This window comes from Frondihabitans australicus, assembly GCF_003634555.1.
GTDB lineage: Bacteria > Actinomycetota > Actinomycetes > Actinomycetales > Microbacteriaceae > Frondihabitans > Frondihabitans australicus.
In genome coordinates, this window is the sequence record NZ_RBKS01000001.1 from 2,050,295 (window position 1) to 2,074,838 (window position 24,544).

General features: G+C 68.1%; 27 protein-coding genes and 2 pseudogenes. 14 read left to right on the forward strand and 15 right to left on the reverse strand.

What is annotated here, in order from left to right:
• Window positions 1-121: 121 nt before the first annotated feature.
• The 4 genes and pseudogenes from C8E83_RS19225 to C8E83_RS19475 all read right to left on the reverse strand — a co-directional run bounded on the left by C8E83_RS19225 (window position 122) and on the right by C8E83_RS19475 (window position 2,459).
• Window positions 122-388 (reverse strand): hypothetical protein, encoded by a 267-nt coding sequence (locus tag C8E83_RS19225; protein ID WP_147430141.1) that lies wholly within the window; start codon window positions 386-388, stop codon window positions 122-124.
• Between the two features lie 861 nt (window positions 389-1,249).
• Window positions 1,250-1,518, reverse strand: a pseudogene (locus C8E83_RS09560) (GlsB/YeaQ/YmgE family stress response membrane protein).
• Window positions 1,519-2,008: 490 nt separating this feature from the next.
• On the reverse strand, window positions 2,009-2,224 hold the full coding sequence (locus C8E83_RS09565) for a hypothetical protein (protein ID WP_121369678.1): 216 nt from the start codon (window positions 2,222-2,224) through the stop codon (window positions 2,009-2,011).
• A gap of 82 nt (window positions 2,225-2,306) precedes the next feature.
• A complete protein-coding gene (locus tag C8E83_RS19475) occupies window positions 2,307-2,459 on the reverse strand; it encodes a hypothetical protein (protein ID WP_170159900.1) in 153 nt (50 codons plus the stop codon).
• Between the two features lie 480 nt (window positions 2,460-2,939).
• Here C8E83_RS19475 and C8E83_RS09570 point away from each other — a divergent pair, with 480 nt between their 5' ends.
• Window positions 2,940-3,467: a MarR family winged helix-turn-helix transcriptional regulator gene (locus tag C8E83_RS09570; RefSeq protein ID WP_121369679.1), complete on the forward strand. Its 528-nt coding sequence runs from the start codon at window positions 2,940-2,942 to the stop codon at window positions 3,465-3,467.
• Here the strand turns inward: C8E83_RS09570 and C8E83_RS09575 are convergent.
• The 3 genes from C8E83_RS09575 to C8E83_RS09585 all read right to left on the reverse strand — a co-directional run bounded on the left by C8E83_RS09575 (window position 3,441) and on the right by C8E83_RS09585 (window position 6,192).
• Complete coding sequence (locus tag C8E83_RS09575) at window positions 3,441-3,767, reverse strand: SDR family NAD(P)-dependent oxidoreductase (RefSeq protein WP_121369680.1); 327 nt, start codon at window positions 3,765-3,767, stop codon at window positions 3,441-3,443. The two genes, C8E83_RS09570 and C8E83_RS09575, sit on opposite strands and share 27 nt — an antisense overlap.
• Before the next feature lie 116 nt (window positions 3,768-3,883).
• On the reverse strand, window positions 3,884-5,152 hold the full coding sequence (locus C8E83_RS09580) for a glycosyltransferase family 2 protein (protein ID WP_121369681.1): 1,269 nt from the start codon (window positions 5,150-5,152) through the stop codon (window positions 3,884-3,886).
• Window positions 5,128-6,192 (reverse strand): glycosyltransferase family protein, encoded by a 1,065-nt coding sequence (locus tag C8E83_RS09585; RefSeq protein WP_121369682.1) that lies wholly within the window; start codon window positions 6,190-6,192, stop codon window positions 5,128-5,130. Before C8E83_RS09585 ends, C8E83_RS09580 begins: the two co-directional genes overlap by 25 nt.
• Before the next feature lie 129 nt (window positions 6,193-6,321).
• Between C8E83_RS09585 and C8E83_RS09590 the strand changes: the two genes are divergently transcribed.
• Genes C8E83_RS09590 through C8E83_RS09605 form a run of 4 tightly spaced genes read left to right on the forward strand, consistent with a single transcriptional unit; the run spans window position 6,322 to window position 10,389 of the window.
• Window positions 6,322-7,407, forward strand: coding sequence for a glycosyltransferase family protein (locus C8E83_RS09590; protein ID WP_121369683.1), 1,086 nt, complete (start codon window positions 6,322-6,324; stop codon window positions 7,405-7,407).
• The gene (locus C8E83_RS09595) at window positions 7,404-8,537 is read left to right on the forward strand and encodes a glycosyltransferase (protein WP_121369684.1); all 1,134 of its coding nucleotides are present in this window, start codon (window positions 7,404-7,406) and stop codon (window positions 8,535-8,537) included. The genes C8E83_RS09590 and C8E83_RS09595 overlap by 4 nt, the downstream gene beginning before the upstream one ends.
• A complete protein-coding gene (locus tag C8E83_RS09600) occupies window positions 8,534-9,562 on the forward strand; it encodes a glycosyltransferase (RefSeq protein ID WP_121369685.1) in 1,029 nt (342 codons plus the stop codon). The genes C8E83_RS09595 and C8E83_RS09600 overlap by 4 nt, the downstream gene beginning before the upstream one ends.
• Entirely contained in the window at window positions 9,559-10,389 is an 831-nt protein-coding gene (locus tag C8E83_RS09605; protein WP_121369686.1) for a glycosyltransferase family 2 protein, read from the forward strand. The genes C8E83_RS09600 and C8E83_RS09605 overlap by 4 nt, the downstream gene beginning before the upstream one ends.
• Here C8E83_RS09605 and C8E83_RS09610 read toward each other — a convergent pair.
• Window positions 10,322-11,572, reverse strand: coding sequence for a glycosyltransferase family 4 protein (locus C8E83_RS09610; protein WP_121369687.1), 1,251 nt, complete (start codon window positions 11,570-11,572; stop codon window positions 10,322-10,324). The two genes, C8E83_RS09605 and C8E83_RS09610, sit on opposite strands and share 68 nt — an antisense overlap.
• Window positions 11,573-11,673: 101 nt before the next feature.
• Between C8E83_RS09610 and C8E83_RS09615 the strand changes: the two genes are divergently transcribed.
• Window positions 11,674-12,621, forward strand: coding sequence for a WcbI family polysaccharide biosynthesis putative acetyltransferase (locus tag C8E83_RS09615; protein ID WP_121369688.1), 948 nt, complete (start codon window positions 11,674-11,676; stop codon window positions 12,619-12,621).
• An 897-nt stretch (window positions 12,622-13,518) separates the two neighbouring features.
• On the opposite strand, the gene C8E83_RS09625 is transcribed toward C8E83_RS09615, so the two are convergent.
• Together C8E83_RS09625 and C8E83_RS09630 are read right to left on the reverse strand one after the other, a co-directional pair.
• Complete coding sequence (locus C8E83_RS09625; protein WP_121369690.1) at window positions 13,519-14,577, reverse strand: AI-2E family transporter; 1,059 nt, start codon at window positions 14,575-14,577, stop codon at window positions 13,519-13,521.
• 84 nt (window positions 14,578-14,661) lie between these two features.
• The gene (locus C8E83_RS09630) at window positions 14,662-15,549 is read right to left on the reverse strand and encodes an SDR family oxidoreductase (protein WP_121369691.1); all 888 of its coding nucleotides are present in this window, start codon (window positions 15,547-15,549) and stop codon (window positions 14,662-14,664) included.
• 120 nt (window positions 15,550-15,669) lie between these two features.
• Between C8E83_RS09630 and C8E83_RS09635 the strand changes: the two genes are divergently transcribed.
• The 5 genes from C8E83_RS09635 to C8E83_RS09655 all read left to right on the forward strand — a co-directional run bounded on the left by C8E83_RS09635 (window position 15,670) and on the right by C8E83_RS09655 (window position 20,963).
• Window positions 15,670-16,686, forward strand: coding sequence for an aminoglycoside phosphotransferase family protein (locus tag C8E83_RS09635; RefSeq protein WP_121369692.1), 1,017 nt, complete (start codon window positions 15,670-15,672; stop codon window positions 16,684-16,686).
• A gap of 79 nt (window positions 16,687-16,765) precedes the next feature.
• Window positions 16,766-18,115 carry an ABC transporter substrate-binding protein gene (locus C8E83_RS09640; RefSeq protein ID WP_170159901.1) on the forward strand — a complete coding sequence of 450 codons (1,350 nt, stop codon included), beginning with the start codon at window positions 16,766-16,768 and terminating at the stop codon, window positions 18,113-18,115.
• A complete protein-coding gene (locus C8E83_RS09645; RefSeq protein WP_121369694.1) occupies window positions 18,112-19,056 on the forward strand; it encodes a carbohydrate ABC transporter permease in 945 nt (314 codons plus the stop codon). Before C8E83_RS09640 ends, C8E83_RS09645 begins: the two co-directional genes overlap by 4 nt.
• Before the next feature lies 1 nt (window position 19,057).
• Window positions 19,058-19,957 carry a carbohydrate ABC transporter permease gene (locus C8E83_RS09650; RefSeq protein ID WP_245981559.1) on the forward strand — a complete coding sequence of 300 codons (900 nt, stop codon included), beginning with the start codon at window positions 19,058-19,060 and terminating at the stop codon, window positions 19,955-19,957.
• A 124-nt stretch (window positions 19,958-20,081) separates the two neighbouring features.
• Window positions 20,082-20,963, forward strand: coding sequence for a manganese catalase (locus tag C8E83_RS09655; protein ID WP_121369695.1), 882 nt, complete (start codon window positions 20,082-20,084; stop codon window positions 20,961-20,963).
• Between the two features lie 101 nt (window positions 20,964-21,064).
• On the opposite strand, the gene C8E83_RS09660 is transcribed toward C8E83_RS09655, so the two are convergent.
• A complete protein-coding gene (locus C8E83_RS09660; protein WP_245981561.1) occupies window positions 21,065-21,301 on the reverse strand; it encodes a hypothetical protein in 237 nt (78 codons plus the stop codon).
• The gene (locus C8E83_RS09665) at window positions 21,298-21,753 is read right to left on the reverse strand and encodes an SRPBCC family protein (protein WP_121369697.1); all 456 of its coding nucleotides are present in this window, start codon (window positions 21,751-21,753) and stop codon (window positions 21,298-21,300) included. Before C8E83_RS09665 ends, C8E83_RS09660 begins: the two co-directional genes overlap by 4 nt.
• A 550-nt stretch (window positions 21,754-22,303) precedes the next feature.
• On the opposite strand from C8E83_RS09665, the pseudogene C8E83_RS09670 reads away from it, so the two are divergent.
• Window positions 22,304-22,717: pseudogene (locus tag C8E83_RS09670) on the forward strand (BLUF domain-containing protein); the annotation flags it as partial.
• Between the two features lie 12 nt (window positions 22,718-22,729).
• On the opposite strand, the gene C8E83_RS19480 reads toward C8E83_RS09670, so the two are convergent.
• The 3 genes from C8E83_RS19480 to C8E83_RS19485 all read right to left on the reverse strand — a co-directional run bounded on the left by C8E83_RS19480 (window position 22,730) and on the right by C8E83_RS19485 (window position 23,848).
• Entirely contained in the window at window positions 22,730-22,879 is a 150-nt protein-coding gene (locus tag C8E83_RS19480) for a hypothetical protein (RefSeq protein ID WP_170159902.1), read from the reverse strand.
• A 287-nt stretch (window positions 22,880-23,166) separates the two neighbouring features.
• The gene (locus C8E83_RS09680; protein ID WP_121369700.1) at window positions 23,167-23,667 is read right to left on the reverse strand and encodes a MarR family winged helix-turn-helix transcriptional regulator; all 501 of its coding nucleotides are present in this window, start codon (window positions 23,665-23,667) and stop codon (window positions 23,167-23,169) included.
• Between the two features lie 28 nt (window positions 23,668-23,695).
• Window positions 23,696-23,848, reverse strand: a complete 153-nt coding sequence (locus C8E83_RS19485) for a hypothetical protein (protein ID WP_170159903.1) — start codon at window positions 23,846-23,848, stop codon at window positions 23,696-23,698.
• Between the two features lie 182 nt (window positions 23,849-24,030).
• On the opposite strand from C8E83_RS19485, the gene C8E83_RS19490 reads away from it, so the two are divergent.
• Both C8E83_RS19490 and C8E83_RS19495 read left to right on the forward strand, forming a co-directional pair.
• A complete protein-coding gene (locus tag C8E83_RS19490; RefSeq protein WP_170159904.1) occupies window positions 24,031-24,198 on the forward strand; it encodes a hypothetical protein in 168 nt (55 codons plus the stop codon).
• Between the two features lie 3 nt (window positions 24,199-24,201).
• Window positions 24,202-24,345 carry a hypothetical protein gene (locus C8E83_RS19495; RefSeq protein WP_170159905.1) on the forward strand — a complete coding sequence of 48 codons (144 nt, stop codon included), beginning with the start codon at window positions 24,202-24,204 and terminating at the stop codon, window positions 24,343-24,345.
• Window positions 24,346-24,544: the final 199 nt, after the last annotated feature.

Genomic DNA, 24,544 nt, shown 5'->3' on the forward strand with positions numbered 1-24,544 from the left:
CGTTCGCGAACGCCAGACGGGCGGCTCGACATGTGCAGGAAGTCACATACGAGCACGGCTGTCCGCGCCGGCGTCACTCGCGCATCCGCTGTCCGCTTGGACTCCGGCGGCGGTCACGCGCTCAGCCGACGAGTCGTACGCCGAAGATGTGTCGCAGCGGCACCAGAAGCAGTGGCATGAGATTCGTCGGGACTGCTACTTCGACGCGTCGATGCGAGAAGAATTCGAAGGTCACACGAGCCGCTCCCGTCAACATCAGGATGGTCACGGTCCTCGTGTTACCTGGTGTCAAATGAAATAGTTGGGGCGCTTCGCGCCGCCCGTGCCCCGCGAGGATGTCGAAGGATTCCGCATCGAAGTGGATCTCGACCCGACCGGTCGACTCCATCCACCAAGAAGCCTTCCCCTGCACACAACGACGGTAGTGCACCCTGAATCTCTTCGCGGCGGGGTGGCAAGGTCGACCGGGTGAGTGCTCCGACCCTGGTCGCAGCCAGGATGAGAGTCCGCCCCGTGCGGTCGCCGTCGACTGGTGGGTTCGACGCCCTGAATCCGTGGAGGTGTCAGCGTCGCCTCATCCGTCGTCCGAGGAACACCTCTACCTTAAGCACGTACAGGACGATGTACAGAGTGGGCGTGAGGCGCCCGGCCCCCAAGGAAAGGGACATGACCGTGTGTCGCGAGACGCTTGAGCTCGCGGCGCGTTCGGCTGCTAATCGCGCGCAGGGCCGCGTCAAGGATGCCTCCCTGATCCGAGGCGCTGACGGCGCGGCCCACCCCGGATCGGCGGTCGTTTGACGGGGATCGCCGTGCGCTCGGTTCGTTGCTTGACTGCGAATTATCCCGATCGCGTCGTGAACGTGGGCGTTGAGTTGTCTCGGGGCGTTAGGTAGCGTGTAGCTGGAAGCGCTGATACGCGTTTTCACCGGTTGTGACCGTGTCTTGCGGTCCCTGCCCGTGAAGCTACAACCGCAGATCACGGCCGGCTACGGGGTCCTCGCGCATCTCAGTCGTGAGGGCCCCATCTTCATCGGCAGGTTATGGTACGCGCTTATCGGTGGCGGAGCTCTGACCGGTAGCTAGACGGTCACCTTGATTCCTGGGCTAGTCGGGTTGCATGCTGTGAGTGTTGGTGCGGGGAGTGGCGTGACACGCGTCATTCACGGGCAGGGACCACCCACCCCCGCCCACACTCCTATAACGAAAGCCACCCCGAATGGGGTGGCTTTCGTCATTACTGGGGTGGAGGTTAGGCGCGGGCTCCGCGGCGTCCGCTGATCGCGCCGTAGATGAGCAGGACGATGATCGATCCGACAATCGCGATGATCCAGGACTGCAACGAGAAGAACCCGTTGTAGCCGACATGGAATAGAAGACCGCCGAGCCAGCCTCCGAGGAGTCGCCCACAACGCCGAGAAGGAGGGTGAGGAACCAGCCTCCGCCTTGCCGTCCCGGGAGGATGAGTTTTGCGATCGCTCCCGCGATCAGGCCAAGAAGGAGGAAACCGAGGAAGCTCATGCTGCTGTTCCGATCGAGGAAGGGCTAGGGGTGTGGTCAAGGAGGAGTTGTTGTGCGGCGGTCAGGGTCGAGCGGTGGCCGAGGGGTTCGCCGCAACTGCTGGTGACGGTGAAGCGCGCTCCGTGCCGGTCGATGGTCCCGCCAAACGTGTGGTGCTGGTTCAACACCCACAGGCCAGGGGCCGGCGTGGACCACGACACTATGGGCGGTGTGCGAGCAACCAATGAGCCTGTTCGAGAATCTGGAAGTGGGGAAGGTGTTGTGCTGAGCATGGGGTGGGAAATTAGTCGGCGTCGTTCCAGGAGACGATCTCACCGAAGCTGGCGGTGACGTACCCGATGAGGTCTTCGTGGATGAGCTGGTCGAGGCGAGGAATGTTGTCAGGCATAAGAACTGAGGTCTTTCTAGTCGTCCCAGTCACAGTCGACCAGGTCCAGGTCGTAGTAGGGGCGGTGCTCCGGTTCGGTCGGCCCCAGTGCCGTTGTTGGGTTCATGCGACCTCCGACATGTGCGCCATTGAGGAGGTCGTGTCGGTCGGCTGGAAGAAATCCGCGTAGCACGGATCGGAATTCGCACCGGCCGGGGAGACCCGGGACGCGGCCGGGCTTGTGGTCGTGGTGAGGGTGAAGTAGCTGCTGAAGCGCCGTTTCGGGTACGCCCGGATTTTGACAGGCAGGACACCGCGGCCGGGCAGGTAGGTGCTCATGCGGTGTGCTCGTCGAGGAGGTCTTTCAACTCGCCCAGATCCAGCGGTTGCGTGTCCACCAGGTGAGACGGCACGGCAGGCATCAGACCAGCCCCAACGCCACGAAGACACCGGCGATCACGAACCCGGTCGCGGCGAGGGTGGAGGCGGCGATAACCATCAGGGTGCGGTCTCGCTCCAGTTGACGGATCTCCGAGAAAGGCGAAGAGGCGTTTTCGGCGCGATGAAGCGTCATGGTTCAACTCATTTCTGGGCCCTGCGAGCCCCGAGGCAAACGGATCAGACTGTGGGTTCCGCCGTGAATCGGAGCCCTGTCACCGCCGTGAATCGGTGACGAATCCGATCATGGACCGAAATGCCTAGTTTGTCTAACTAAGCACGTCGCGGCGTACGCTCCGCGGATAGTCGACGCCCGGGACGGGTCCGCCCACCACGCGAGGGGCCCCTGGTCAGCACCGCGGTCAGGCACTCCGCAGGCGGTTCGAGGAAGACGCCGGCGATGTGACACCCCAACGGCGCGGTCTGGGTCAGCTCCGCGATCAGCCCACGCCGATCCGCGTGTTGGAGTCAATCCGACGGGTCACCCCATCGGAGGTAAGAAACAACAACGAGCCACGCACGCAGATGACCATTCGAGAGGGTGAGACTGGAGAGGCGAGACGCCGTTGGTCGCCCGGAACTGGTACCTACACGGACTAGGCAATATCCTGGTGGCATGTCAGGGGCGTCACCATCCACCGCCGCGACCACCTTCGACCAGTCGGGGTACTGGTACGAGTCGGACTCGCAGGAACGCGGCGCAGCAGTGCTGAACGCCCTTCGCCGGTACCGGCAAGCAGAAAAAGACATGCGCGCCCGGACCCGCCTGTCGATGAAGATGGGCGAGACCGACCTTACCGCGATCCGGTTTCTCCTTCGAGAACAACGCGCCGACCGGACCGTGAACGCGTCCCAACTCGCAGAACACCTCGGAATCACGACAGCGTCGACCGCGGTCCTCATTAACCGGCTCGAGAAGTCCGGGCACATCGAGAGACGCGCGAATCCCGCTGACAAGCGCGGAGTGCTTCTGACGGCGACCGGCGACTCCGACGAGGAGGTCCGCGCGACCATGGCGGGCATGCACGCGCAGATGATCATCGCCGCCGAGAAGCTCCGCCCCGACGTCGCGCAAGGCGTCCTCGAGTTTCTTCAGGAGATGACCGACGCGCTCGACTCATCCGTGGCCACCGATCTCACCTGAGAGGCATTCCGGGGCGTCAGCGTGCATGCTTTTGGGCATCACGACTTCACGCAGCAGGAGCAGGATCGCGGCCGCGATCGACACCCCCGTGGCCGCCTCGACGGCCGTGTTGTCGGCAACTTCGACCGACAGCGGCAACGCCCGACTCCCCTCGCGCATCACGTCGGCCGCAGCACCCTGCAGGCCCTCCTCGCCCCGGGCCAGGATCGCGATATCCCACCCCCAGTGGGCGAGCTCGCGCATGATGGCGCGGCCGAGACCAACGGTCCCTCCGGTGACGACGGCGATCCTGGCAGACATATCATTCCACGTGATGGACGGCGGTTCCCGTGCTGTCGTTTCACGCTAGGCTTGGGTCGCTGACAAAGGCCGCATCGGCTGTACCCGGGGCGGCAGCAGGCGTCCGTCTGTCGCGCTCAGCCCCAGCCGCCGAGATAGGCGCCCACATCGATGTCGTCGCCGATCCGGTCGATGCCCGCGACAACGCCCTGCCTCGCGGGGAAGAGGTCGAAACGCTGCCACCGTGCAGCCCGGGCCGCGGCCCGTGTCGCCGTGACTGTGCAGACGGGGTCGCCGACGGCATCGATCACGGAGAACGAGTGGAGCTGTTCGGCTGCGACCTTCTCGACGACCTTCCGGAGAGCCCCGGGCGCCACACGCATCGGACGATGCACATCAACGACGATGCGCGTCTTGGCCCTCGACCGTGGATCGCCCGGTAGAGCAGCGAGGGGCAGATCGGCGGCGAGGGAATCCCGTGTGACGAACCACTCAGCCGCCGTCGGGTCGGCTCCCTCGGGCACGGTGATCGCGACGTCGACCAGCGGGCCGCGGAGACCGCGGGGCCCGGAACCAGGGACGGGGATCCTCTCCGACAGGCGGAGCGCCTGCGCGTTGGCCGCTGCGTGCGCCGCCTCAGGACGAGCCGCCCAGTCCGGCCCGTCGTGCCAGGCCACGGCCTCAGGCACATGGGCGAGCAGTGCTCCGGACAGCCATGCCCGGTAGGCCCACTCCCAGTCCTCACCCCCGTACTCCGTGAACGACTCGTCGAACCCGTTCGTCTCAGCGAAGAAGGCCGCATCGCAGGCGATCACCGCGCCGATGACGTGACGGTACGACAGGTCGTCGGCGTCGAGGAGGTTGCGACTGCGGCGGTACGCGTCGCGTAGCCAGCGAGGTTCCTCGAGCTCGACCGGGGGTGCGGCATCCTCGAGCAGCGCATCGGCGGATACGGTCGAGAGAGAAGCATGCCGGCGACGCCCGACCGCGACGACATCGGGAGCCAGGGCCGGCAGCCGCGTCAACCCGCGCACGTAGCCACGCTCCGGGGCGGTATCGGCGTCGAGGAAGCAGAGCACATCTCCGCGGGCGACCGCTGCGCCGGCATTGCGAGCCGCAGCGAGGCGGAAGCCGCGATCTTCCTGGACGACGAGGCGGACGTCGGCCGGGACTTCGGGTGGAGTCGACGACCCGTCGTCGACCACCACGATCTCGAGGTGGGACGCAGGATGGTCCTGCCGACGCAGCGCCAGAAGCGTGCGATCGAGCTCTGTCTGTTGCTCGTAATGAGCGACGATGGCGGTGACGAACGGCGGCTCCTCGGGCCATTGGCCGTTGAGAAGCGACCAGTCGTTCTCTGGCAGGCAAAAGCCCCGACGAGTCACCACGCGAGACCGTCCCACCATGCCAGGTAGGCTCCGGCGGCATCGTCGAGCGTGGGTGACAGGGGATGACCGGCGGCCAGGTAGGTCGTCGCTGGCTCCTGGACCCGAGCCTCGATCGCGTCGGCGAGTGTTTCCAGCCCCGGGGCGACCACGTCGAGCGTGCCGGGTCGCAGCGCCGCCATCTCATGCGCGTACGCATTGTCGACCACGACGGCACGACGACCCTGCTCGCCCCAGTCGAGCAACGACCGCGACGCCGAGTAATGCCGGTGCGCCACGACGGGAACACCGTCTGCGCGACAAAGCGCCCGGTAGTCGTCGCCGCTGAGGAATCCGGTCACCTCGAAGGATACGCCGTTCGACGTCGCAAGCTCGTTCAAGGACTCGACCTCGTGCGCATGGCCGCGGGCCGCGCCGCCGAGGGCCGTGACCGTCACGGGACGACCCAAACGCGAGGAGACGACCGCGGCGGCGCGCACGACGTCGTCGTGGCCTTTGCCCGGGTAGACGTAGCCGGCGACCAGGATGCGGATCGTTTCAACCGGCCTCCCCGGGGCAGTCCTGCGGATAGCCTCGCTCGCCGACTCGGAGGCCTCACCGGGCGTCGATGGACGGCGGGTGCCCAACGGCACGACGCGTGGTTCGAGGCCCGGGCAGAGGTGCCGCCGTACGAGGTCGGCCTCGTGCCGGCTGCTCACGGCGACCCCGACGGCGAGCGACGCGATGCGTCGGTAGACGTCGCCTCGGCGCACGAGGTTGCGCTCGCCGTCCGACTCCTGCGGCACGTCGTGGAGCGTCACACTCGTCGGGGCGGCCGAGACCACCTCCGCAAGTGCGTCACCCGCGGCTTCCAGCGACTCACCGAAGAGAGCATCGGTGACGTGGAGATGCGCGCGTGGGTGCGACCTCGCCACGGAAGCGGTTCCGGCGACGACCGCGTGTCGCACGATGACCGTCGAAGGCCTGCGTCGCCGGATCGCCTCAGCCAGATCCATCGCGTAGTCGACGACGCCGTTACCCTCCGGGCCGACGATGATCTGGGTCGGAGCAGTGGCAGACATCGCCGCGAAATTGACACATTTTCACGCGCCCGTCAAGGGGGGTGCAGAGAATCGGGCACCGTGTATCGCCGCCCCGTAGCGTTTATAAGGCGTAGCCACCGTGGTCCGCTGAAGCACCCAGGAGTTCCCATGGCGCAGCGTCTGCGCGTCGCCTCCGTTCCGGCCGGTCACCCGTACGTCGAACGCGTGATGGCGTCGTCCGACCTCACAGTCCAGCCCGATCCGCGTCCCGTCGGGGCCCCCGAGGGGCAATGGTGGCCGCCCGTCGTGCTCGCCCCCGGATGGATCGACGAGCACCGCGACCAGGCCGACGTGCTCCACCTGCATTTCGGACTCGAATCGTTCACGCCCTCCGAACTCGTCGACGCCGTCGAGGCCGCTCATCGCGTGGGCTGGCCGGTCGTGCAGACCGTGCACGACCTCCTAAACCCTCAGCTCGCCAACCAGACGCCGCACCTCGCAGGCCTCGACGCCCTGGTCCCGATCGTCGACGCCGTGGTCACGCTTACACCCGGCGCCGCCCACGAGATCGAGACGCGCTGGCATCGCCGCGCCGTCGTGCTGCCTCACCCCCGGCTCCTGCCCGATGACCTGGTGCTGCCGCGGGGCGTCGCGCGCGACGTGCCTGTGATCGGCGTGCACCTGAAAGACCTGCGCCCGAACGTCGACGGGCTGGGGGCCGTGCGCCTGCTCCTGGTGGCGCTCGACGGCCTCTCGCGACAGGGCGTGCCGGCGACGCTCGAGGTGCACCTGCACCGTCAGGTGCGCGATCAGGAGCAGCGCGACGCGATCCGCGCCCTCTGCTCGGGCCGCGGCGACGTGGTGCTCCTGGAGCACGACCGCTTCGACGACGAAGCCCTGGCACATGCCCTCGCGCATCTCGACGCGTGCCTGTTGCCCTACCGCGCGGGAACGCACTCGGGCTGGCTCGAACTCTGCTGGGATCTCGGTGTAGCCGTCGCCGCGCCCGAGGTGGGGTTCTTCGCCGAGCAGCACGACGACCCGACCATCGGCGGGTTCGCGTGGACGGACGGCGGGGCCGGCCTCGTCGCGACCCTCGCGCACTTGCTTCGGTCGACGCCGCCCGCCGGAAGCGACGCTCGTCGACGGCTCGTAGCCGAGCGCCTGCGAGCACGCGCTCAGCGCGACGCCGAGACCGCGACGGCGCATGACGACCTCTACCGTTCGCTCCTGCCCTCCGGGGCCGCACGGTGACCGCGGTCGCCGCCCCGCTGCGGATCGTCGCCATCGCCCCCCTCCGATTCCCCATCGTCCCGCCCTTCGCCGGCGGGCTCGAGTCGGCCGTGTGGAACGAGGTCCGGATGCTGCGCGCGCGAGGGCACCGCGTCGACCTCATCGCCACCGAGGGGTCCGATTTCCTCGACCCATCGATCCCAGCCTTCACCCTGCCGGCGGCCGACTGGGCCGGCGACCCGCAGGCCGCCGACGACACGTACCCGCCCGGCTACCTCGACCGCGCCCTTCCCGCCCTCGGTCGAGCCCTCGACCTGGTGGGCCGCAGCGCGGACTCCTACGACGTGATCGTCAACCACTGCCTGCACGGCCTGCCGCTCGAACGGGCTGGCAGCCTCGGCGTGCCCATGGTGTCGACCCTGCATACGCCCGTCGTGCCCGAGCTGGCCGAGTCACACCACCGCGCGGCGGGTCGTCGAAGCCGGTTCCTGTCAGTGAGCCGACACACCTCCGCCACGTGGCAGAGCGCCGGAATCGTCTCGCGCGTGCTGCACAACGGCGTCGATGCCGACACCTGGGGCGAGGGCCCCGGTGGGGAGCGCCTCGTGTGGTTCGGGCGCATCGTGCCCGAGAAGGCGCCTCACCTCGCCCTCGAGACGGCCCGGCTGCTGGGGATGCCGCTGGTCGTGGCCGGACGGATCGGCGATCGCGACTACTACGACCGGGAGGTGGCCCCGCGTCTCGACGAGACACGCGTGCACGTGGGCGCGCTCGACACGCCGGACCTCGCTGCCCTCGTCGGGCGGAGCGCCTGCACTCTCACCACCCCCGTGTGGGACGAACCCTTCGGCCTCGTCACCCCGGAGTCGCTGCTCTGCGGCACGCCGGTCGCCGGGTTCGCAGCCGGCGGTGTCACCGAGATCGCCGAGGGCACTCCGGGCGTCGAACTCGTGGCGCCGGGCGATCTGGAGGCGCTGGCCGCCGCCGTGAAGCGCCTCGTCGAGTCGGAGGGGCAGGATGCCGGGTCACGCCGCCGCATCCGGGCCGCCGCCGTCGAGCGCTTCTCTCTCACTGCCCGGGCGGGCGCCCTGGAGGCGGTCCTGAGCGACGTCGCCGACCGCGGCCGGGCCGACACGGAGACGGTCGCGTGACCCGCCCCACGGTCGGCTGGTACGTCCACAACCACGGCCGCGGGCACGTCACGCGTTTTCTCGCCATCCGGCGGCAGCTCGACGCCGACGTCGTCGTCTTCAGCTCCCTCGACGAGCCGCACGACCTGCCGGATCGCACGCGGTGGATCCGGCTCGACCGCGACGACCTGGCCGAGACGGATTCGACGGGACGAGTCCGGGAACCCGCCGACGCCGCGCCGACCGCGGCGGGGCTGCTGCACTGGGCGCCGCTCGGCCACCGGGGGCACCGATCGCGGCTCGGCCGGATCGCCGTCGAGACCCTCCGACTGCACCTGGCCGCGTTCGTCGTCGACGTGTCTGTCGAGGTCACACTGTTCGTGCGGCTCCTCGGCATCCCGGTGGTGCTCGTGGCGCAGCCCGGTCGTCGCGACGACGACGCGCATCGGCTCGCCTACCGGGCGGCCACGCGCATCCTGGCCCCGTGGCCCGCGGGACTCGTCGACGAGCCCCGCTTCGAGCCCGGGGTCGACGTCGTGTACACCGGCGGCATCAGCCGGTTCTCCGACCGCGCCACCGACGTGGCGGCCGAGCGCTCGGGCGTGCTGGTGCTGCTCGGAGCCGGCGGCCACGCCGTGTCGGACGCCGACCTCGACGCCTTCTCCGACGTGCTGCCCGAGGAGGCGACGACGATCCTCGCCGCCGGGCGTGGCTGGAGCGACGACCCGTGGCCCCTCCTCGCCTCGGCCGAGATCGTCGTGAGCTGGGCCGGGCAGAACTCCGTCGCCGACATCGCCGCCGCCGGGGCGCGTGCGGTCGTGATCCCGCAGCAGCGGCCGTTCGACGAGCAGGTCGTCACAGCGACGGTCCTCGAGCGGCACGACCTCGCCGTCGTCGAGCCTGCGTGGCCCGACGCCTGGAGCTGGCCGAGCGTGCTCGACCGGGCACGGCTGCGGGAGCCGCGGTGGTCGCTCTGGCAGACGTCCGGCGCGCCCTGTCGTGCCGCCGCCACCATCGCGGAAGTGGCCGAGCGGTGGTTGCCGTGAGCACGATCGTCGTGACCATCGGCTCGGCGGCCCGGCGCGCGCATCTCGAAGTGCAGCAGACCGTTCTCGCCCGCTCGGGCGTCCGTCGGGTCGTCGTCTGGCTCGACGACTCGCCGCCCCCGGGGCTCACGGCCGACGAGCTCGTGTCGGTGCCCCCCGGCCCGCACGGCCTCCGGCTCGCCGCGGCGCGCAACGCCGGGGCCGATCGGGCCCTTGAGGCCGGTGCCTCGCTGATCGTGTTCCTCGACGCCGACTGCGTGCCCTCCTCCGACCTTCTGGACCGCTACGCGGCGGCCGCCGACGCCGAGCTCGACGCTGTGCTGTGCGGGCCGGTGACGTACCTGCCTCCCGGGGTGGACGCGCTCGACGAGCAGGAGCTGCGGCGCCATCGCGCACCCCACGCCGCCCGCCCAGACCCGGCCGATCACAGCCTGCTGCGCGCGCCGCCCAGCGACTACCCGCTCTTCTGGTCGCTGTCGTTCGCGCTCAGCGCGGAGCGCTGGCGGTCGGGCCCCCGATTCGACGAGGCGTACGAGGGTTACGGCGGCGAAGACACCGACTTCGCGTTTCACCTGCGCGAACGCGACGTGCCGCTCGTCTGGGTGGGCCGCGCGGACGCCTACCACCAGCACCATTCGACCTCGTCTTCCCCGGTGCAGCACCTCGACGACATCCTGAGGAACGGGCGCCTCTTCGCCGAGCGCTGGGGCGAATGGCCGATGACGGGCTGGCTCCGCGAGTTCGAGCGGCAGGGGCTCGTCAGCCGCGACGGCGACGGCTGGCGTCTAGGCGCCTCGACGGCATCGGGAGCGCGCCCAGGCGGGTGACCGCATCGACCACGTCGGGTGCGACGGCATCGGCGGTGAAGCGGTCGACGCCTGCCTGGGCAGCGGCGCCCAGGCGGGCAGCGCGACCCGGATCCTGCACCAAGGTCTCGATGGCTCGGGCGAGCGCTCGGGAATCCGCCGGTCGCACCATCAGGCTGTCGACGTCGTCGGTGCAGAAGTCGTCGTAGCCGCTGCCGGTCGTGACGACGAGAGGTCGGCCGAGCGCCTTCGCCTCGAGCGCGACCTGCCCGAAGCCCTCCCAGCGCGACGGGCAGACCACTACGGTCGCGTGCGCGATCGCCGCGTAGAGCTCGTCACCGGGTACGTGTCCGAGAATCCGGGTGTGCGGAGCCGCTCGCCCGAGCAAGGCATCGAGGTCTGCGACGGTGGGCTCGAAGCGGCTGTCACCCGGTGCGCCGGCGAACACGAATCGCGTCTCGGGTAGACAGGCCGCGACGCGGCTGAACGCCTCGGCCGCATCGATGACGCCCTTGCGTCTCTCCAGCCGACCCAGGAAGAGCACCACCGGCCCGTCCCCCGCCGGCCAGCCCTCCGGCACGGACGCCGTGGCAGCTCCGCGGCGGACGGACTCGACCTCGACACAGTTGCGCACGACCACGCCCGGCGGCACGTCTCGCACGAGGCGACGGGTGGCCTCGTCCATGGCTGTCGAGATGGGGAGGACGCCCCGGGAGTGCCGGATCTGGGCCTCCTCGCACCACCTCTGCACCGAGGCGACGACGCGGCGCGACCACGGCAGCTCGGCGGCGCGGACCCCGGAGATCACATCGGAGAGCCGCATGCCGGTAGCGAGATTGGTCACGAGTGGCGCGCTCCGCGGAAGAGCCGCACCGATGCCGCCCCACTCCGGCAGCAGGATGCGGTCGTAGCGGCGTAAGCCGGCGATGGCGCGGAAGTCGAGGGCCCGCACGACGGGCTCGATCCACGCGGGCGCGAGGGGCAGGCGACGATGGGCGACGAGTCTCACGCCGCCCGGCGGCTCGCGCCGCACGAGGTCTCCGCGGCTGAAGACGATGAGGTCGACGTCGATCCCGGCGCGCACGAGGCCGGGGAGCAGAGAGGCGTAGTGCCTTCCGATACCGCCCGTGTAGGCGGTGAGACCGGCGTACTCGGTGACGCCGACCAGCCAGCGCGGTGAGCGGCTTCCAGTCGTCGACGGCATAGGTCTCGTCTACACGGGACGCCCCGGGCGGGCTCGGGTTGTCACCCGGCCGCCCCCGCCCCCGCCCCCGCCCGCAGGTCGGCCCAGGTAGCGTTCACGACATGAGACCCGACGTCGACCCGGTGGCCGAAGCGGACGGCCGCCTCCGCCACTACTCCGACTTCTACGGGCTGACCGAGCCCGTCGCCCGGGAGCGCGTCGTGCTGGTGCTAGGCAACTGCCAGGCTGAGTCGCTGCGCATCATGCTGCAGGGCGACGACGCCACGACCGTGCGCGTTCCGCCTGTCCACGAGCTCACGGCACGCGACATGCCCTTCCTGGAGAGGTGGCTGGAAGCCGCCGACCTGCTCGTGTCGCAGCCGGTGCGCGACGACTACCACGGGCTGCCCGTCGGGCTCCGGCAGACTTCGGCACGGCTCGGCGGGCGGCGCGGCGGTCTCACCATCGCCGTGCCGGTCGTGCGGTTCGCCGGACTGTATCCGTGGCACGCGATCGTGCGTCCGCCCCGCGACGCCTCCATCGTCCCGCCGGTGGTGGAGTACCACGACCTCTCCACTCTGGCGGCGGCGGCCGGTGAGACCCTGCCGCCGCTCGTCCCGGCGACCGTCCGTGCCGTCGCCGAGGCATCGATCGACGAGCTGCGTCGGCGCGAGTCGATCTGGGGCACCGTGGTCGTCTCCGACCTGTTCGAACGCCCCGGTTTCGAGCTGATGCGCACGATGAACCATCCGGGGAATGCCGTGTGGACCGCCCTGGCCGAGAGGGTGCGGCGCCGCGCGGGCATGAGACCGACCGTTCATGATCCGGGTCGTCCGTTGCTCGATGCGGTGCACGCGCCGCGGGACGCCGCCGTCATCGACGCGTGGAGCCTAGCCGACGAGCCGACGGACCATTGGCTCGTCGGCGGCGCAGCCGTGGCGGTCGACGAGGTGCGTCGCGCCCAGCTCGCCTGGTACACCGACAACCCCGACATCGTGGCCGCGGGCATCGCCCGGCATGGTTCGACCCTCCGCCTTCTTCGTCACAGCGCAGTGGTCCGTTCGCGGTGAGGTCGTGGTGCGTAAGGTGACCGATCTGTGAACGCCTCGACACCGTCCGCGTTCAAGCTCTATAGCTGGAGACGCTGGTGCGCGTTTTCACCGGTTGTGACCATGTCTTGCGGTCCCCGCCCGTGAACCTCCAACCGCCCTGCGGCATCTGCCCTCTTCACGACAGGGCACCGACAGAAAGAGCCACCCCCTTTGGAGGTGGCTCTTGCTGTCGGCGTCGCTCGTCACAGGGGCCTTGTATGACTGAGCAGGTGGTCTTGAGCGGCGGAGAGGGTAGCGAAGGTGCCCAGCGGGCGTGCTCGCCCGTCGGTGACCGCGAACCCCTGCGGTTGCCGGTCGACAGTGCCGCCGAAGGTCCGGTTCCGATCGAGTACCCAGAGGCCTTCGTCGGCACGGAACCACGACGCACTCTCCAAGAGCTCGGCCTCGATCATAGAGAGGCTCATGCCACGTCGCGATCGAGCAGGTCTTTCAGCTCCTGCAGATCGAGGGGCTGAGTGTCCAGGAGGTGAGACGGTTCCGTGTTCACGAGAGGACTCCCATAGCGACGAGTGCTCCCGCAATGAGGAAACCCGTCGCAGCGACGGTCGACGTGGCGATGACCATCAGAGTCCGTTCGAGTTCGATGTGACGGATCTCAGAGAACGGTGACCGGTCGATGGCGCGACGAAGCGACATTGTGCACTCATTTCCAGGCCCCTGCAGGCCCACGAGGAACAAAGGAAGACGGTGGTCCGCCGTGATTAAGACCACCTGCGAGGCCATCGCGTGACGGCCCCTCTGATGAGACCAAGATACCTAGTTCGTCTAGATATGCGCTTGCATTGTTCGTTCTACGGATGGAAACGCGCCCCGAACGACGAGCGCACCCCGTCACTCTCTAGCACCGTCTGCATGTCAGCGTCTCTCCTGCCGGGGCACGACGACTTCGCGAAGAACGAGCAGGATCGCCGCCGCGATCGGAACCGAGATCAGGGCGCCGAGCACGCCGAGGAGGGTCCCGCCGGCCAGGGCCGCGATCACGACGAGAGCGCCAGGCACCTGCACGGTCCGACGCATGACACGGGGTGCGAGCAGGTACGCCTCGAGCTGCATGTAGACCAGATACCAGGCCGCGAGGACGATCCACGTCACCGGGTGCCCGGGCACCAGGGCGATCTCGGCCGCGACGATGACGGCGGCGGCCGAGATCGTGCCAACGAGCGGGATCAATGCGCCGAGGAAGGCGATGAACGCGAATAGGGCGGGCAGCTGCGCGCCGATCAGGGTCAGCACGATGAAGCTGCACACCCCGTTCAGGAGCGCGAGAGCGACCTGCCCGAGCACGTACCGGCCGACCGAGTCGCTGATCTCCTCCGCGAGGCGGCGGAACTCGACCCGGGACGAGGCCGGTACCAGCGTGTAGAGGCCGCGCTTCATGCTCCTGAGCGAAGCCATGAAGTACAGCGTGAGGATCAGGACCACGATGGTACCGGCGACCCCGTTGCCGATCGCGAGGCCGACCGAGAGCAGGCCGCCGCCGATGCCGGCGAGGTTCGCCGGGTTCTTGAGGAACGTCACGCCGCTGTCGATCGCCGACTGCACTTTGAAGGTCGACTTCGGGATCAGTGACTGCAGGTTGTCGATGATCTGCTGCGAGCCGGTGCTCTCGACGTACGTCGTGAGGTTGCCGATCAGCGTCGACGTCTGGGTGACGATCGGCGGCACGATGGCGAGCACGATGCCGGCCACAGCCAGGAGCACGACGATGGTGACGATGGCGACGGCGAGGGGGCGCGGCATCCTGCGTCGCTCCAGCCAGACCACCACCGGATCGAGCCCGAGAGCGAGAAAAAGTGCGATGCCCACGTAGGTGATGACCGTCGTCAGATGGCCGAGGGCCGCCCCGATGAGGATGGCCGTCAGTACGCCGAGCCCGCCGACGAGCCCCAGCTGGAAAGCAGAATGGATCCTCATGACCGCATTTTCCGCGGCCAGGCCGCCCTCGCCCCGCAGGCGCACCGCACCTGTCCACTGATCGCACTGCCGCCCGGGGCGTTCTCAGAAGACGGGGTTGCCTCCCGCGACCGAGATGGTCGACCCCGTCTGGTAGCTCGACTCCGGCGACACGAGGTGCACGTAGGCGGCGGCCAGTTCCGCGGGCTGGCCCGGACGCCCGAACGGGGTTCCCTCACCGAACGTCGACACCGTCTCGGCGTCGTCGGATCCCGGCTGCAGGGGAGTCCAGACCGGACCGGGCGCGACCGAGTTCACCCTGATGCCCTTCGGCGCGAGCTGCTGCGCCATCGCCTCGGTGAAGATCTTCACCGCACCCTTCGACACGGCGTAGTCCACCTTGTCCGGCGAGGGAGACGACGCCTGGCTCGAACTCGTCGTCACGATCGTCGAACCGGGCTCCAGATGGGGGATCGCCGCCTTCGTCAACCAGAACAGCGAATAGATGTTGGTCTTGAAGGTCGAATCGAATGCTGCCGTGTCGAGGGTGAGGATGTCGTCGTTGCTGTCCATCCGACCGGCCACCATCACAAGCGTGTCGAGGCCGCCGAGTTCATCGACGGCCGTCTCGACGAGGCGGTTGCAGTACTCCTCGTCGGCGATATCGCCGGGCAGCAGGATCGCCTTCCGGCCCTCTGAAGTGAGGAGATCTCTGACCTCCTCCGCATCCCGCTGCTCGTCGGGGAGGTAGGAGAGCACGAGGTCGGCGCCCTCGCGCGACAGAGCGATGGCGGCCGCACGACCGATGCCGGAGTCCGCGCCGGTGACGATGCCGCGAAAGCCCGTCAGCCGGTCTCGGCCGACATAACTCGTTTCGCCGTGATCCGGCTTCGGGTCCATCTTCCACGCTGCACCCGGCAGGCTCTGCTCCTGCTTGGGAAACGGCGGGGCCGGGTAGATAGTGTTCGGGTCGTGCTTGTCGTACTGGGTCATGACGCCACTGTGCTCCGCTCGGCTCACGGCCCCGTTCAGCAGTCGGGGGACGGCCTGCTCGGGCTTCCTCTCAGAGGGACCGCGTAGCGCTCCGATGTACCCCGGGTGCACCCTGTCTCCATGGCTGACCACACGCGTCCCAGCGCGGAGACTATCCAGGGCTGGCTCAAGACTGACTTCGGCCTGACGAGCGGCGAGATGGTGGCAGCGACCGGCGGGTACGACCGAGAGGCGACCGTCTGGTGTGCCACCGACGATGCCGGTGACCTCTGGACCGTGAAACGGACACGCCGCGACAACCGCTACGGGCTCCTCCTCGCGCTGGCTCTGGCGAACGCGGGCGTGAAAGGCGTGCCGGAGCAGCTGACGACGGCCGAGGGTATTCCGTGGAGCGAGCACGAAACCGATCGTCTCTCGGTCAGCCGATGGGTCGACGGGCGCGAGGCAGCCGAGCGCGGACTCGATGAGGCGGAGTGGACCCGGTTCGGCAGCCTCCTCCGGCGCGTGCACGAAGAGCCGAGGCTTCGTCCGCCCCGACCGGATCCACGACCGCGGCGCGGAATCCGGCGCGCGGGCGAGAGGATCCGGCATCGGCTCGCTCGCGTCGACGCTCTCGTCGCCGACGGCGGGTGGCCCGCGGAAAACGCTGACGCCGTCCGGATCGCGGCGGACTGGGCGCAGCTCCGAGAGAGGATCGGCGCGTTTCGGACGGCGGCCGCTCGGCTCAAGGCCGCGAAGAGCCCTACCGTCCGGGTGAGCTGCCACGGCGACCCCCACCTCGGCAACGTGATCGTGGACCGCTGTGGGCAGCCTTGGCTGATCGATTTCGACGATGCGGTTCACGCTCCCCGCGAGGTCGACCTCATGCTCATCGAACTCGGAGTGCTGTTCACCCTCCCGGTCTCGGAGGGCGAGCGGGCGGCATTCCATTCGGGGTACGGACCGGTCGATCTCGACCAGGACCGTCTGCTGCGCTTCGGTTGCGTCCGGGCGGTGGAGGATCTCCTCGACACCGTCATCGCGATTCTGGCACCGGGAGGCACGGTGCCCTCGAGCGACCTCGTCGCGATGCTCGCTGGCATCCTGTCCGCGCAGGGCCTCGCCGGCCTCGTCGCGGCGAGACTCACTGAAGTGTGAGCACGCCCAGGCTGCGACGCCTATGTTTCCTGCACCTCGCAGGGTTTTGCGGGGGTACAAGAACGGGGTACAGCACGACATGAAGACGTCGACGATCACTCGACGCGGCCTTCTGGCCGGCACCGTGGGAGCAGCGGCGACGGCTGTCCTGGCCGCCTGCGCCTCCACGCCCGGGCCGGTCGCCGCGGGCGGGCCAGCGGGGTCGCGCGCCACCGGCACAAAGGTCACCGGAACCCTGACCTTCGCCTACTGGGGTGGCAGCAGCGGTGAGACGGCCGGATTCGCCGAGATCAAGAGACGGTTCGAGGAGCGGAACCCGGGTACGGAGATCATCCTGAAGGTGCTCCCCTATACCGGGTTCTTCTCCAGCATCGATCGTGGAATCGTGTCGAACACGGCTCCCGATCTTTTCCGCGTTGACTACACCTCTATCGGCAAGTACATCTCGCACGGTGTGCTCCTCGACGTCACCCCGTATTTCTCGCGCGCAGAGACCGAGGCCTTCTTGCCAGCCTTCTGGAACTCGGTCACGTACGACGACCGCGCCTGGGGCGTTCCCCACCAGACCGACACGACGGCGATCGTCTACAGCAAGAAGGCCTTCGAGACGGCCGGCATCGGCGCCGTGCCCGATCGACTGGAGGATGCCTGGTCGTGGGAGGAGTTCAGCACGGTCGCCGCGAAGCTGCGGGCCTCGCTCCCCGCCTCGAAGTACCCGTTCGCCTACGACTGGACGGCGGCCGGCGCCTACCGCTGGTCGTCGTTCCTCTATCAGGCGGGTGGCTCCCTGCTCTCCGCCGACCTGAAGCGGCCGGCCCTGCCGAGCTCCGCCGCCGCGAAGGCCCTCGACTTCACCAAGAGCTTCTTCACGAAGAAATGGGTCCCCGCGAACAACACCATCAAGACGACCGTCTACTCCGACAACTTCTTCCTGAACCAGACGGCGCCGATGTCGTTCATCGGCGATTTTCTCGTGCCTGAGATCGCCGATAAAGCCAACGGATACCAGGGCGGTGAGTGGAGCACGACGTTCATGCCCCGCGACGAGACGGCCGCCTCCGACCTCGGCGGGAACGCCATCGTCGGGTGGAAGGGCACGAAGAACCCCGACCTCGCCGCCGCTTTCATGAAGTTCCTCGTCTCGGAGGACTCCATGAAGCGCTTCTGCGAGTCGGCGACCGAGCTGCCGACGCTGAGGACGCTGGCCGCAGAGATGCTCGACTACCCCACTCGCCCCGACAGTCTCGCCGTCTTCACGAAGCAGGCGACCACCATCACCGACGTCGTCGTCAAGGAGACCACCGTGCCAGCATTCGCCAGCATCTCGACCACGCTGCAGGACGAGCTCGAACTCGGCCTCCACGGCGGAAGCAGCGAGTCGACGCTCAGAGCCATCGCCTCCGGGATCCGAGAGGCGATCGGCGCATGACCGTCCACCCGCTCCGACTCCGCGGTGCCCGAGATGCGAGGCAGCCGCTGAGGGTCCGGGCGAACACGACGCTGGCCGCCTCGGGATTCATCCTGCCAAACCTCGTCATGCTCGGCCTCTTCACGCTCTTCCCGCTCGTCTACGCCTTCGTGATCAGCTTTCAGAACCTGGATTCACTGGGCTGGATCACCTGGGCCGGATTCGGCAACTACGTCACGATGGTGACCGACCCGGTCTTCTGGCAGTCCATGGCCAACACCGGGGTCTTCACGCTGTGCACCGTGCCCGTCGGCATGGCCCTCGGGCTGGCGATCGCCGTGCTGCTCAACGGCGTGCTGCCGGGCCGCACCCTGTTCCGGTCGATCATCTTCCTGCCGCTGGTGGTCTCGGGGGTCGCCACCGGCGTCCTCGGCGCATGGATGTTCGATCAGAACAACGGCTTCATCGACAAGATGCTGCAGGCTATCGGTCTGCCGGCGGTCGACTGGCAGTCGAACGGCGCCTGGGCGCTCACGTCGATCATCCTCGTCACGCTCTGGCAGCGCGTCGGCTTCGACATGCTCATCTATCTGGCTGGGCTGCAGGGCGTCGACGCCGGCGTGCAGGAGGCGGCACGCGTCGACGGGGCCTCGGGCTGGCAGTCGTTCCGCTACATCACTCTGCCGCTGCTCGGCCCGTCGACCTTCTTCCTCCTGATCATGAACCTCATCTACTCGTTCCAGGTCTTCGACACCGTCTGGGCTATGACGCGGGGTGGCCCCGGCTACTCGACGACGACGATCGTGTCATACGCGTACCGGCTGGCCTTCGACGAGTCCGGACCGTCGCTCCTGGGTTACGGTGCCGCCGTGGGCGTCGCGATCTACCTCATCACCCTGGCCATCACCGCCGTCCAGTGGCGGCTCAACATCCGGCGCGAGCACGCCGAGCAGGGAGTCTGACGTGTCGTCTCTCACCGATGTGTTCGAGGTCGGGTCAGGGCTGCCGGAGGTCGCGCGAACGCCGCGCGGCCCGAAGAGGAAGCACGGCCGCCTGCTCTGGCTCCGCCTGACCGTCGCCATCGTCATCACGGTGGTGATGGCCTTTCCGCTCTACTGGATGCTGCTGACGGCATTCTCGACCCGAGCCGATCTGTACGCGCCCGGGCTCCACCTCTGGCCGAGGCATCTCACGATCGACAACTTCGTCGCGCCCTTCCAGGCGTTCCCCGTGTGGCGCTGGTTCGGCAACTCGCTGTTCATCACCGTCATGACGACGATCATCACCGTGATCTGCAACCTGCTGGCGGGCTACGCCTTCGCCAAGCTGCGCTTCCGCGGCCGCAACGCGCTCTTCCTGGTGCTCCTGTCGACGATGATGATCCCGCCGCAGGCGATCATCGTGCCGCAGTTCAAGCTGTCGGTCGGCCTCGGCCTCTACGGGTCGCTGTGGAGCGTCATCCTGCCGGAGAGCGCCGTGATCTTCGGCGTGTTCCTCGCTCGCCAGTTCTTCATCGCCATCCCCGACGAGCTGGTCGAAGCCGCTCGGGTCGACGGCGCCGGACAGTTCCGGGCGTTCCGCTCGGTCGTGCTCCCCCTGTGCAAGCCGCTGCTCGCCGTGCTGATCCTGCTGACGTTCATGGGCGAGTGGAACGCGTTCGGCTGGCCGCTGGTCGCCCTCTCGGGCAATCAGAACCAGTTCACGCTCCCCATCGGCATCGTGGCCGACCTCCAAGGGCAGTACACCTCGAATTACGGCGCGATCATGGCGATCAACCTGCTCATGATCCTGCCGATCGTGATCCTGTTCGTCGCGTTCCAGAAGTACTTCGTCGAAGGGCTCGCGCGCTCCGGCCTCAAATGACTGGGGCTCGCGTCGCCTTTGTCAAGCCCGTCCTGCGCAGTAACCACCCGGCTACCGTCCACGGAAACGGTGCCGAGATCCTCGCCGTCAGCGCGTCGACCGGCCTGTTCACCGGAAGGAAACCATGTTTTTCCATAAGCAAGAGTTGCAGTTCACGTCGAGCCCGTCGAAGCCGGATCCCGCGTATGCGAAGAGGATGCAGGAGATCCTGGGTGGGCAGTACGGCGAGATCACGGTCGCGATGCAGTACGGGTTCCAGGCGTGGAACAGTCACCTGCCCGGTAAGTATCGCGACCTGCTGTGCAGCATCGGCGCGGAGGAGTTCGGTCACGTCGAGATGATCGCGACCATGATCGCGCAGCTGCTCGAGACCGCCCCCGTGGAGCAGAGCGAGGCCGCGATGAAGGCCGACCCCGTTCTCGCCGCGGTGGTGGGCGGCACCGACATCCAGGCGGCGATCGTCGCCGGTGCGGGGGTGCGTCCAGTCGACTCGAACGGCAACCCGTGGCAGGGTTCGTACATCACCGCGTCGGGCAACCTCCTCGCCGACGTTATCGCGAACGCGAACGCCGAGATGCAGGGCCGCATTCAGGTCGCCCGCATCTACAACATGACCGACGACCACGGGGTCCGCGACATGCTGTCGTTCCTTCTCGCACGCGACACGGGCCACCAGAACCAGTGGACGGCGGCAGCGAAAGAGCTCCAGGAGGAGGGCATCGAGGAGTTGCCGATCCCGTCGAACTTCCCGCTGTCGAAGGAGTTGAGGGAGGAGGAGTACAAATTCATCAACTTCTCCGACGGGCAGGAAGCGAAGAACGGCTCATGGGCGAACGGCCCCACCCCCGACGGGAAGGGCACGTTCACCTACCTCGACGGGCCGGAGGGCACCGTGCCGTGGCCAGCACCGACCCAGCCCGACGAGCGCTTCTACGGCACGACGCCGAAGCCCAACGTCGTCGAGAAGGTCAAAGGCGCCGTGAAAGACAAAGTCAGCAAGAAATAAGGTGCCACCCCGGCCTCGCTCAGGCGTAGGCGCCGTCGGCGGCTGCCACCCCGGCCTCGCTCAGGCGTAGGCGCCGTCGGCGGCTGCCACCCCGGCCTCGCTCAGGCGTAGGCGCCGTCGGCGATCTTCTCGGCGTACTTGCGCACGTCGGGGCCGGGCTCGTAGTCGATGAAGCGGTCTTTCAGTCGCTCGTTCAACGACCGGTAGGCGTCTTCCCATGTGCCGCCCGCGAAGTCGTGAGCCACCGAGCTCACGGCCTCGCGGAGCACGCGGTCGGCGTCGGAGACGATCTTTTCTCGCGCCTCGTCGTTCCAACGCACGTCGTCGAGGTCACTCACGCGTCGACCTCGCCGCGCCATGCGCCGTCTTCGGAGCCCTGCGACTCGATGTACTCCTTGAAGTTCCGCAGGTCTTTCTTCACGGCGTGGTTGTCGGCACCGAGCGTGGAGCCGAGCTTCTCGAACACGCCCGTCGGCTCCCAGTCGATCTGCACGGTCAGCCGCGTCTCGGTGTCGCTGAGCTTGTGGAACGTGATGACGCCGGCGTGGTCCGCCTCGCCTCCCGTAGAGTTCCACGCGACGCGCTCATCGGGGTGCTGCTCGGTGATCTGAGCCTCGAAGGTCTTCTCGACCGGGCCGACCTTGACTTTCCAGATGGTCAGGATGTCGGTCGGCTGAGTGATCGACTCGACCTCGTCGAGGAACTTGGGGAACTCCTCGAACTGGGTCCACTGGTTGTATGCGACGGACACGGGGACGTTGACGTCGATGGTCTCGATGGTCTGTGCCATGTGATTCTCCTTTGCTGGAGCGGTCGACGGTAGGTCGCGGCCACCGCCGCCGCCCGCTACAGACACGATGCACGGCGTTCTGACAGACGCCCCGTCCCCCGGCCTCGGCGCTCCTGCCCCGAGTCACCGTGGCGAGCCGACCACAGAGTCAGCGCGGCGAGTCTCCAGCGCGGCCCTCGCGCAGGGCGGGTGACGGGGCCGTAGCCTCTGCCTCGTATCGCACCCAACTCGCCACCGCATACGGGTCGGGCTCGTGGCCTGACGCCACGGCTCGCGCGATCTCGTTCGCGTACACGTTCCGCATGTCTTCAGCTGCCCGTCTCAGCGGCATACCGTCTCCCCCGACGCCGCCTGCGAGCGCCCTGTCTCCAGGCTAGAAAGCCATCCACGACAGTGCGACCCCGCTTTCTGGGCTGATCGCAGGAGTCGATGGGGCGACCTCCGAGACGCCCATCCGGGGGCTACACACGGAGGGCTGTCGTTGCCACAATGATGTGCCGACAGATCCGGAGACCCCATGCTTCTTCTCGCATAGTCGAGTCGCGCCTCGTTCGACTTCGGCGACGGCGACCTCATCACCCTGCTGATGAACAGCCGCGCGTCGAACCGGCGCCTGGGCATCACGGGACTTCTGCTCCATGACGCCGGACGTTTCGTGCAGATTCTCGAGGGCGAGCCATCGGCCGTCGAGGACCGCTACGCCCGTATCGCGGGCGACCCGCGTCACACCGACGTGCGCCTGCTGCTCTGCGAGGAGGAAGACGAGCGCCGTTTCCCGAACTGGAGCATGGGCTACCGGGCCCTCAACGATCCCCTGATCGGCGCCATCCCCGGCTTCGACAGGTTCTTCGACACCGACCAGGTCGATTTCTCCGACGGGAGCGGCCAAGAGTCGCCGATCCACGGCCTCCTGGAGCGCTTTCGGAGCGGCGACGACCTCGCCCTCTCCGTCAGCTCCGACTGAGCCGCCCGCAGGTCAGTAGTCCGACCAGTCGTCGTCGGCCAGAGCGAGGTCGTAGTAGCTGCGGTGCTCCCCTGCCGCAACGTCCACGCCCTTCCACGCGAGCGCGTCGGTCGCCACCGAAGCGCGCGACGCCAGGGTGTCAGCCGAGGAGGAAGTCGACATAGCGAGGCTCACCCCCGTGTCGCGCAGCACGGTCGGCCGCCGGCGTGACCGTGTCGAGCGAGGCCAGGCGGGTGTCGTTCATGAAACCCCGTCGGCGCCGCGGATATGCGCCGATGTGCGCCGGGGCGACTCCGGGGGCGCTCGAGTAGACGCTCATCGGATCACTCCGTCGGAGACGGTCTGAGACGTGGCGTGCGTGGTGTGGACCGCCTGGTCGAGAGCATCACGGGCCAGCATCGACGGTGAGATGTGTCGCGTACGACGCTTCATCGGGCGGGGCGTCTCGTTCATTCTCGCTCTCCTCGTAGGGCTCGGGTCAGGCTGTGGGCGAATCGGATGACCGCCTCGGCTTCGTCTGCCGAGAGGCGGTTGACGACGTCGACCAGGGGTGAGTCGACGTGGCTGTAGGCGGCGTCCATGTCGTGCATGAGCTGCACGGTCGGACGGATCACGACGGCTCGGCGGTCGAATGGATGCGCAGTCTTCTCGATGCGACCGACCTTCATGAGCCGGTCGACGAGCTTGGTGACGGCAGCACTGGAGAATCCCAGGAGCCGCGCGAGGTCGTTGGGGCCCAGGTGGCGGCCGTCTCGCTCCGCCTGCATGAGATAGCGCAGCGCCAGAGTGTCGGAGGCCGTCAGGTCGAGCTGAGCCAGTGCGCGCTTCTCGGCGGCGTCCGTAGCCTCGCGCAGAAGCCGGATGGCCGCCACGACCTGGGCCCCGGCCGACGTCTCGGGGCTGTCCGCGTAGAGATGCTGACGCTCGCGGCTCAGGAAAGTGTCGGTCATCGCGCTCCTGCCTCCGTCTTCTGGTCGGTCACTGCAGCACCCCCGCCGCCGCGGCGACGGCCGTGAGGAGGCACGCGACCGCAGCCGCGCCGGAGATGCCGATGGTGATCAGGTGGTGACGACGCTCGGCCTCTTGGGCGGACGAACCGGCCCGGATGGAGCGGGGGTTGATGACGCTCATGGTGCCTCCCTGACTCTCTCTCACACTGCGTACGTGACACACCTAACTAGTAGTCAACCAAGTTAGCAACCTAGTTGTCCTGAAAACGCACGGGCTCGTCGCTCCTGCACGGTGACGGTGCAACGTCAAGCCCGTCAGGCGGATGCGGACCAGAAGGGCGACGTATGCGTAGCGTCGGCACGATGAGCGATGACAGCACACACGACGGTCAGCCCGACGGTTCTACGAACCTCAGCGAGGCCGACAAGGAGTACACCGAGAATCTCGACGACGGTTCGACGACCGGCGATGCCGGCGACACCGACACCGACTACGTCTCCGGCGGCGAGCCGGATGAGCCCGAGGAGTAGAGCATGAGCGACACGACCAACAACGATCACGACGACGACAACGGGGAGACCCACGGCATCGACCACGAGACGCCCCAGGCTGACGAGGTCGACCCCGACGAGGGGACCACAGACGACGGCACCCCGGTCGACAACCCCGCCGGCTGAGTCGGCTCCGCCGGCTGGCCCGAGGCGCGATGAATTAGGGCGCCGCCACGGTCGGGTCCGGGCGGCGCCCTCGCGGCCGGCGCTAGGGTTCGCCGGCCGCGGCGGGGTGGGAATCGCCTCGCGTGACGCTACGCGGCCGCGCACGATGCGGACAGGGATTGACACCGCACGTCCAGACTCCGCTCTTCGTGGCTGCGCA

Coding starts and splice junctions, on each gene's coding strand:
- C8E83_RS19225 (WP_147430141.1), bottom strand. CDS start 388: ATGGAGTCGACCGGTCGGGTCGAGATCCACTTCGATGCGGAATCCTTC.
- C8E83_RS09565 (WP_121369678.1), bottom strand. CDS start 2,224: ATGAGCACCTACCTGCCCGGCCGCGGTGTCCTGCCTGTCAAAATCCGG.
- C8E83_RS19475 (WP_170159900.1), bottom strand. CDS start 2,459: ATGACGCTTCATCGCGCCGAAAACGCCTCTTCGCCTTTCTCGGAGATC.
- C8E83_RS09570 (WP_121369679.1), top strand. CDS start 2,940: ATGTCAGGGGCGTCACCATCCACCGCCGCGACCACCTTCGACCAGTCG.
- C8E83_RS09575 (WP_121369680.1), bottom strand. CDS start 3,767: ATGTCTGCCAGGATCGCCGTCGTCACCGGAGGGACCGTTGGTCTCGGC.
- C8E83_RS09580 (WP_121369681.1), bottom strand. CDS start 5,152: ATGGTGGGACGGTCTCGCGTGGTGACTCGTCGGGGCTTTTGCCTGCCA.
- C8E83_RS09585 (WP_121369682.1), bottom strand. CDS start 6,192: ATGTCTGCCACTGCTCCGACCCAGATCATCGTCGGCCCGGAGGGTAAC.
- C8E83_RS09590 (WP_121369683.1), top strand. CDS start 6,322: ATGGCGCAGCGTCTGCGCGTCGCCTCCGTTCCGGCCGGTCACCCGTAC.
- C8E83_RS09610 (WP_121369687.1), bottom strand. CDS start 11,572: ATGCCGTCGACGACTGGAAGCCGCTCACCGCGCTGGCTGGTCGGCGTC.
- C8E83_RS09615 (WP_121369688.1), top strand. CDS start 11,674: ATGAGACCCGACGTCGACCCGGTGGCCGAAGCGGACGGCCGCCTCCGC.
- C8E83_RS09625 (WP_121369690.1), bottom strand. CDS start 14,577: ATGAGGATCCATTCTGCTTTCCAGCTGGGGCTCGTCGGCGGGCTCGGC.
- C8E83_RS09630 (WP_121369691.1), bottom strand. CDS start 15,549: ATGACCCAGTACGACAAGCACGACCCGAACACTATCTACCCGGCCCCG.
- C8E83_RS09635 (WP_121369692.1), top strand. CDS start 15,670: ATGGCTGACCACACGCGTCCCAGCGCGGAGACTATCCAGGGCTGGCTC.
- C8E83_RS09640 (WP_170159901.1), top strand. CDS start 16,766: ATGAAGACGTCGACGATCACTCGACGCGGCCTTCTGGCCGGCACCGTG.
- C8E83_RS09645 (WP_121369694.1), top strand. CDS start 18,112: ATGACCGTCCACCCGCTCCGACTCCGCGGTGCCCGAGATGCGAGGCAG.
- C8E83_RS09655 (WP_121369695.1), top strand. CDS start 20,082: ATGTTTTTCCATAAGCAAGAGTTGCAGTTCACGTCGAGCCCGTCGAAG.
- C8E83_RS09665 (WP_121369697.1), bottom strand. CDS start 21,753: ATGGCACAGACCATCGAGACCATCGACGTCAACGTCCCCGTGTCCGTC.
- C8E83_RS19480 (WP_170159902.1), bottom strand. CDS start 22,879: ATGTCGACTTCCTCCTCGGCTGACACCCTGGCGTCGCGCGCTTCGGTG.
- C8E83_RS09680 (WP_121369700.1), bottom strand. CDS start 23,667: ATGACCGACACTTTCCTGAGCCGCGAGCGTCAGCATCTCTACGCGGAC.
- C8E83_RS19485 (WP_170159903.1), bottom strand. CDS start 23,848: ATGAGCGTCATCAACCCCCGCTCCATCCGGGCCGGTTCGTCCGCCCAA.
- C8E83_RS19490 (WP_170159904.1), top strand. CDS start 24,031: ATGAGCGATGACAGCACACACGACGGTCAGCCCGACGGTTCTACGAAC.
- C8E83_RS19495 (WP_170159905.1), top strand. CDS start 24,202: ATGAGCGACACGACCAACAACGATCACGACGACGACAACGGGGAGACC.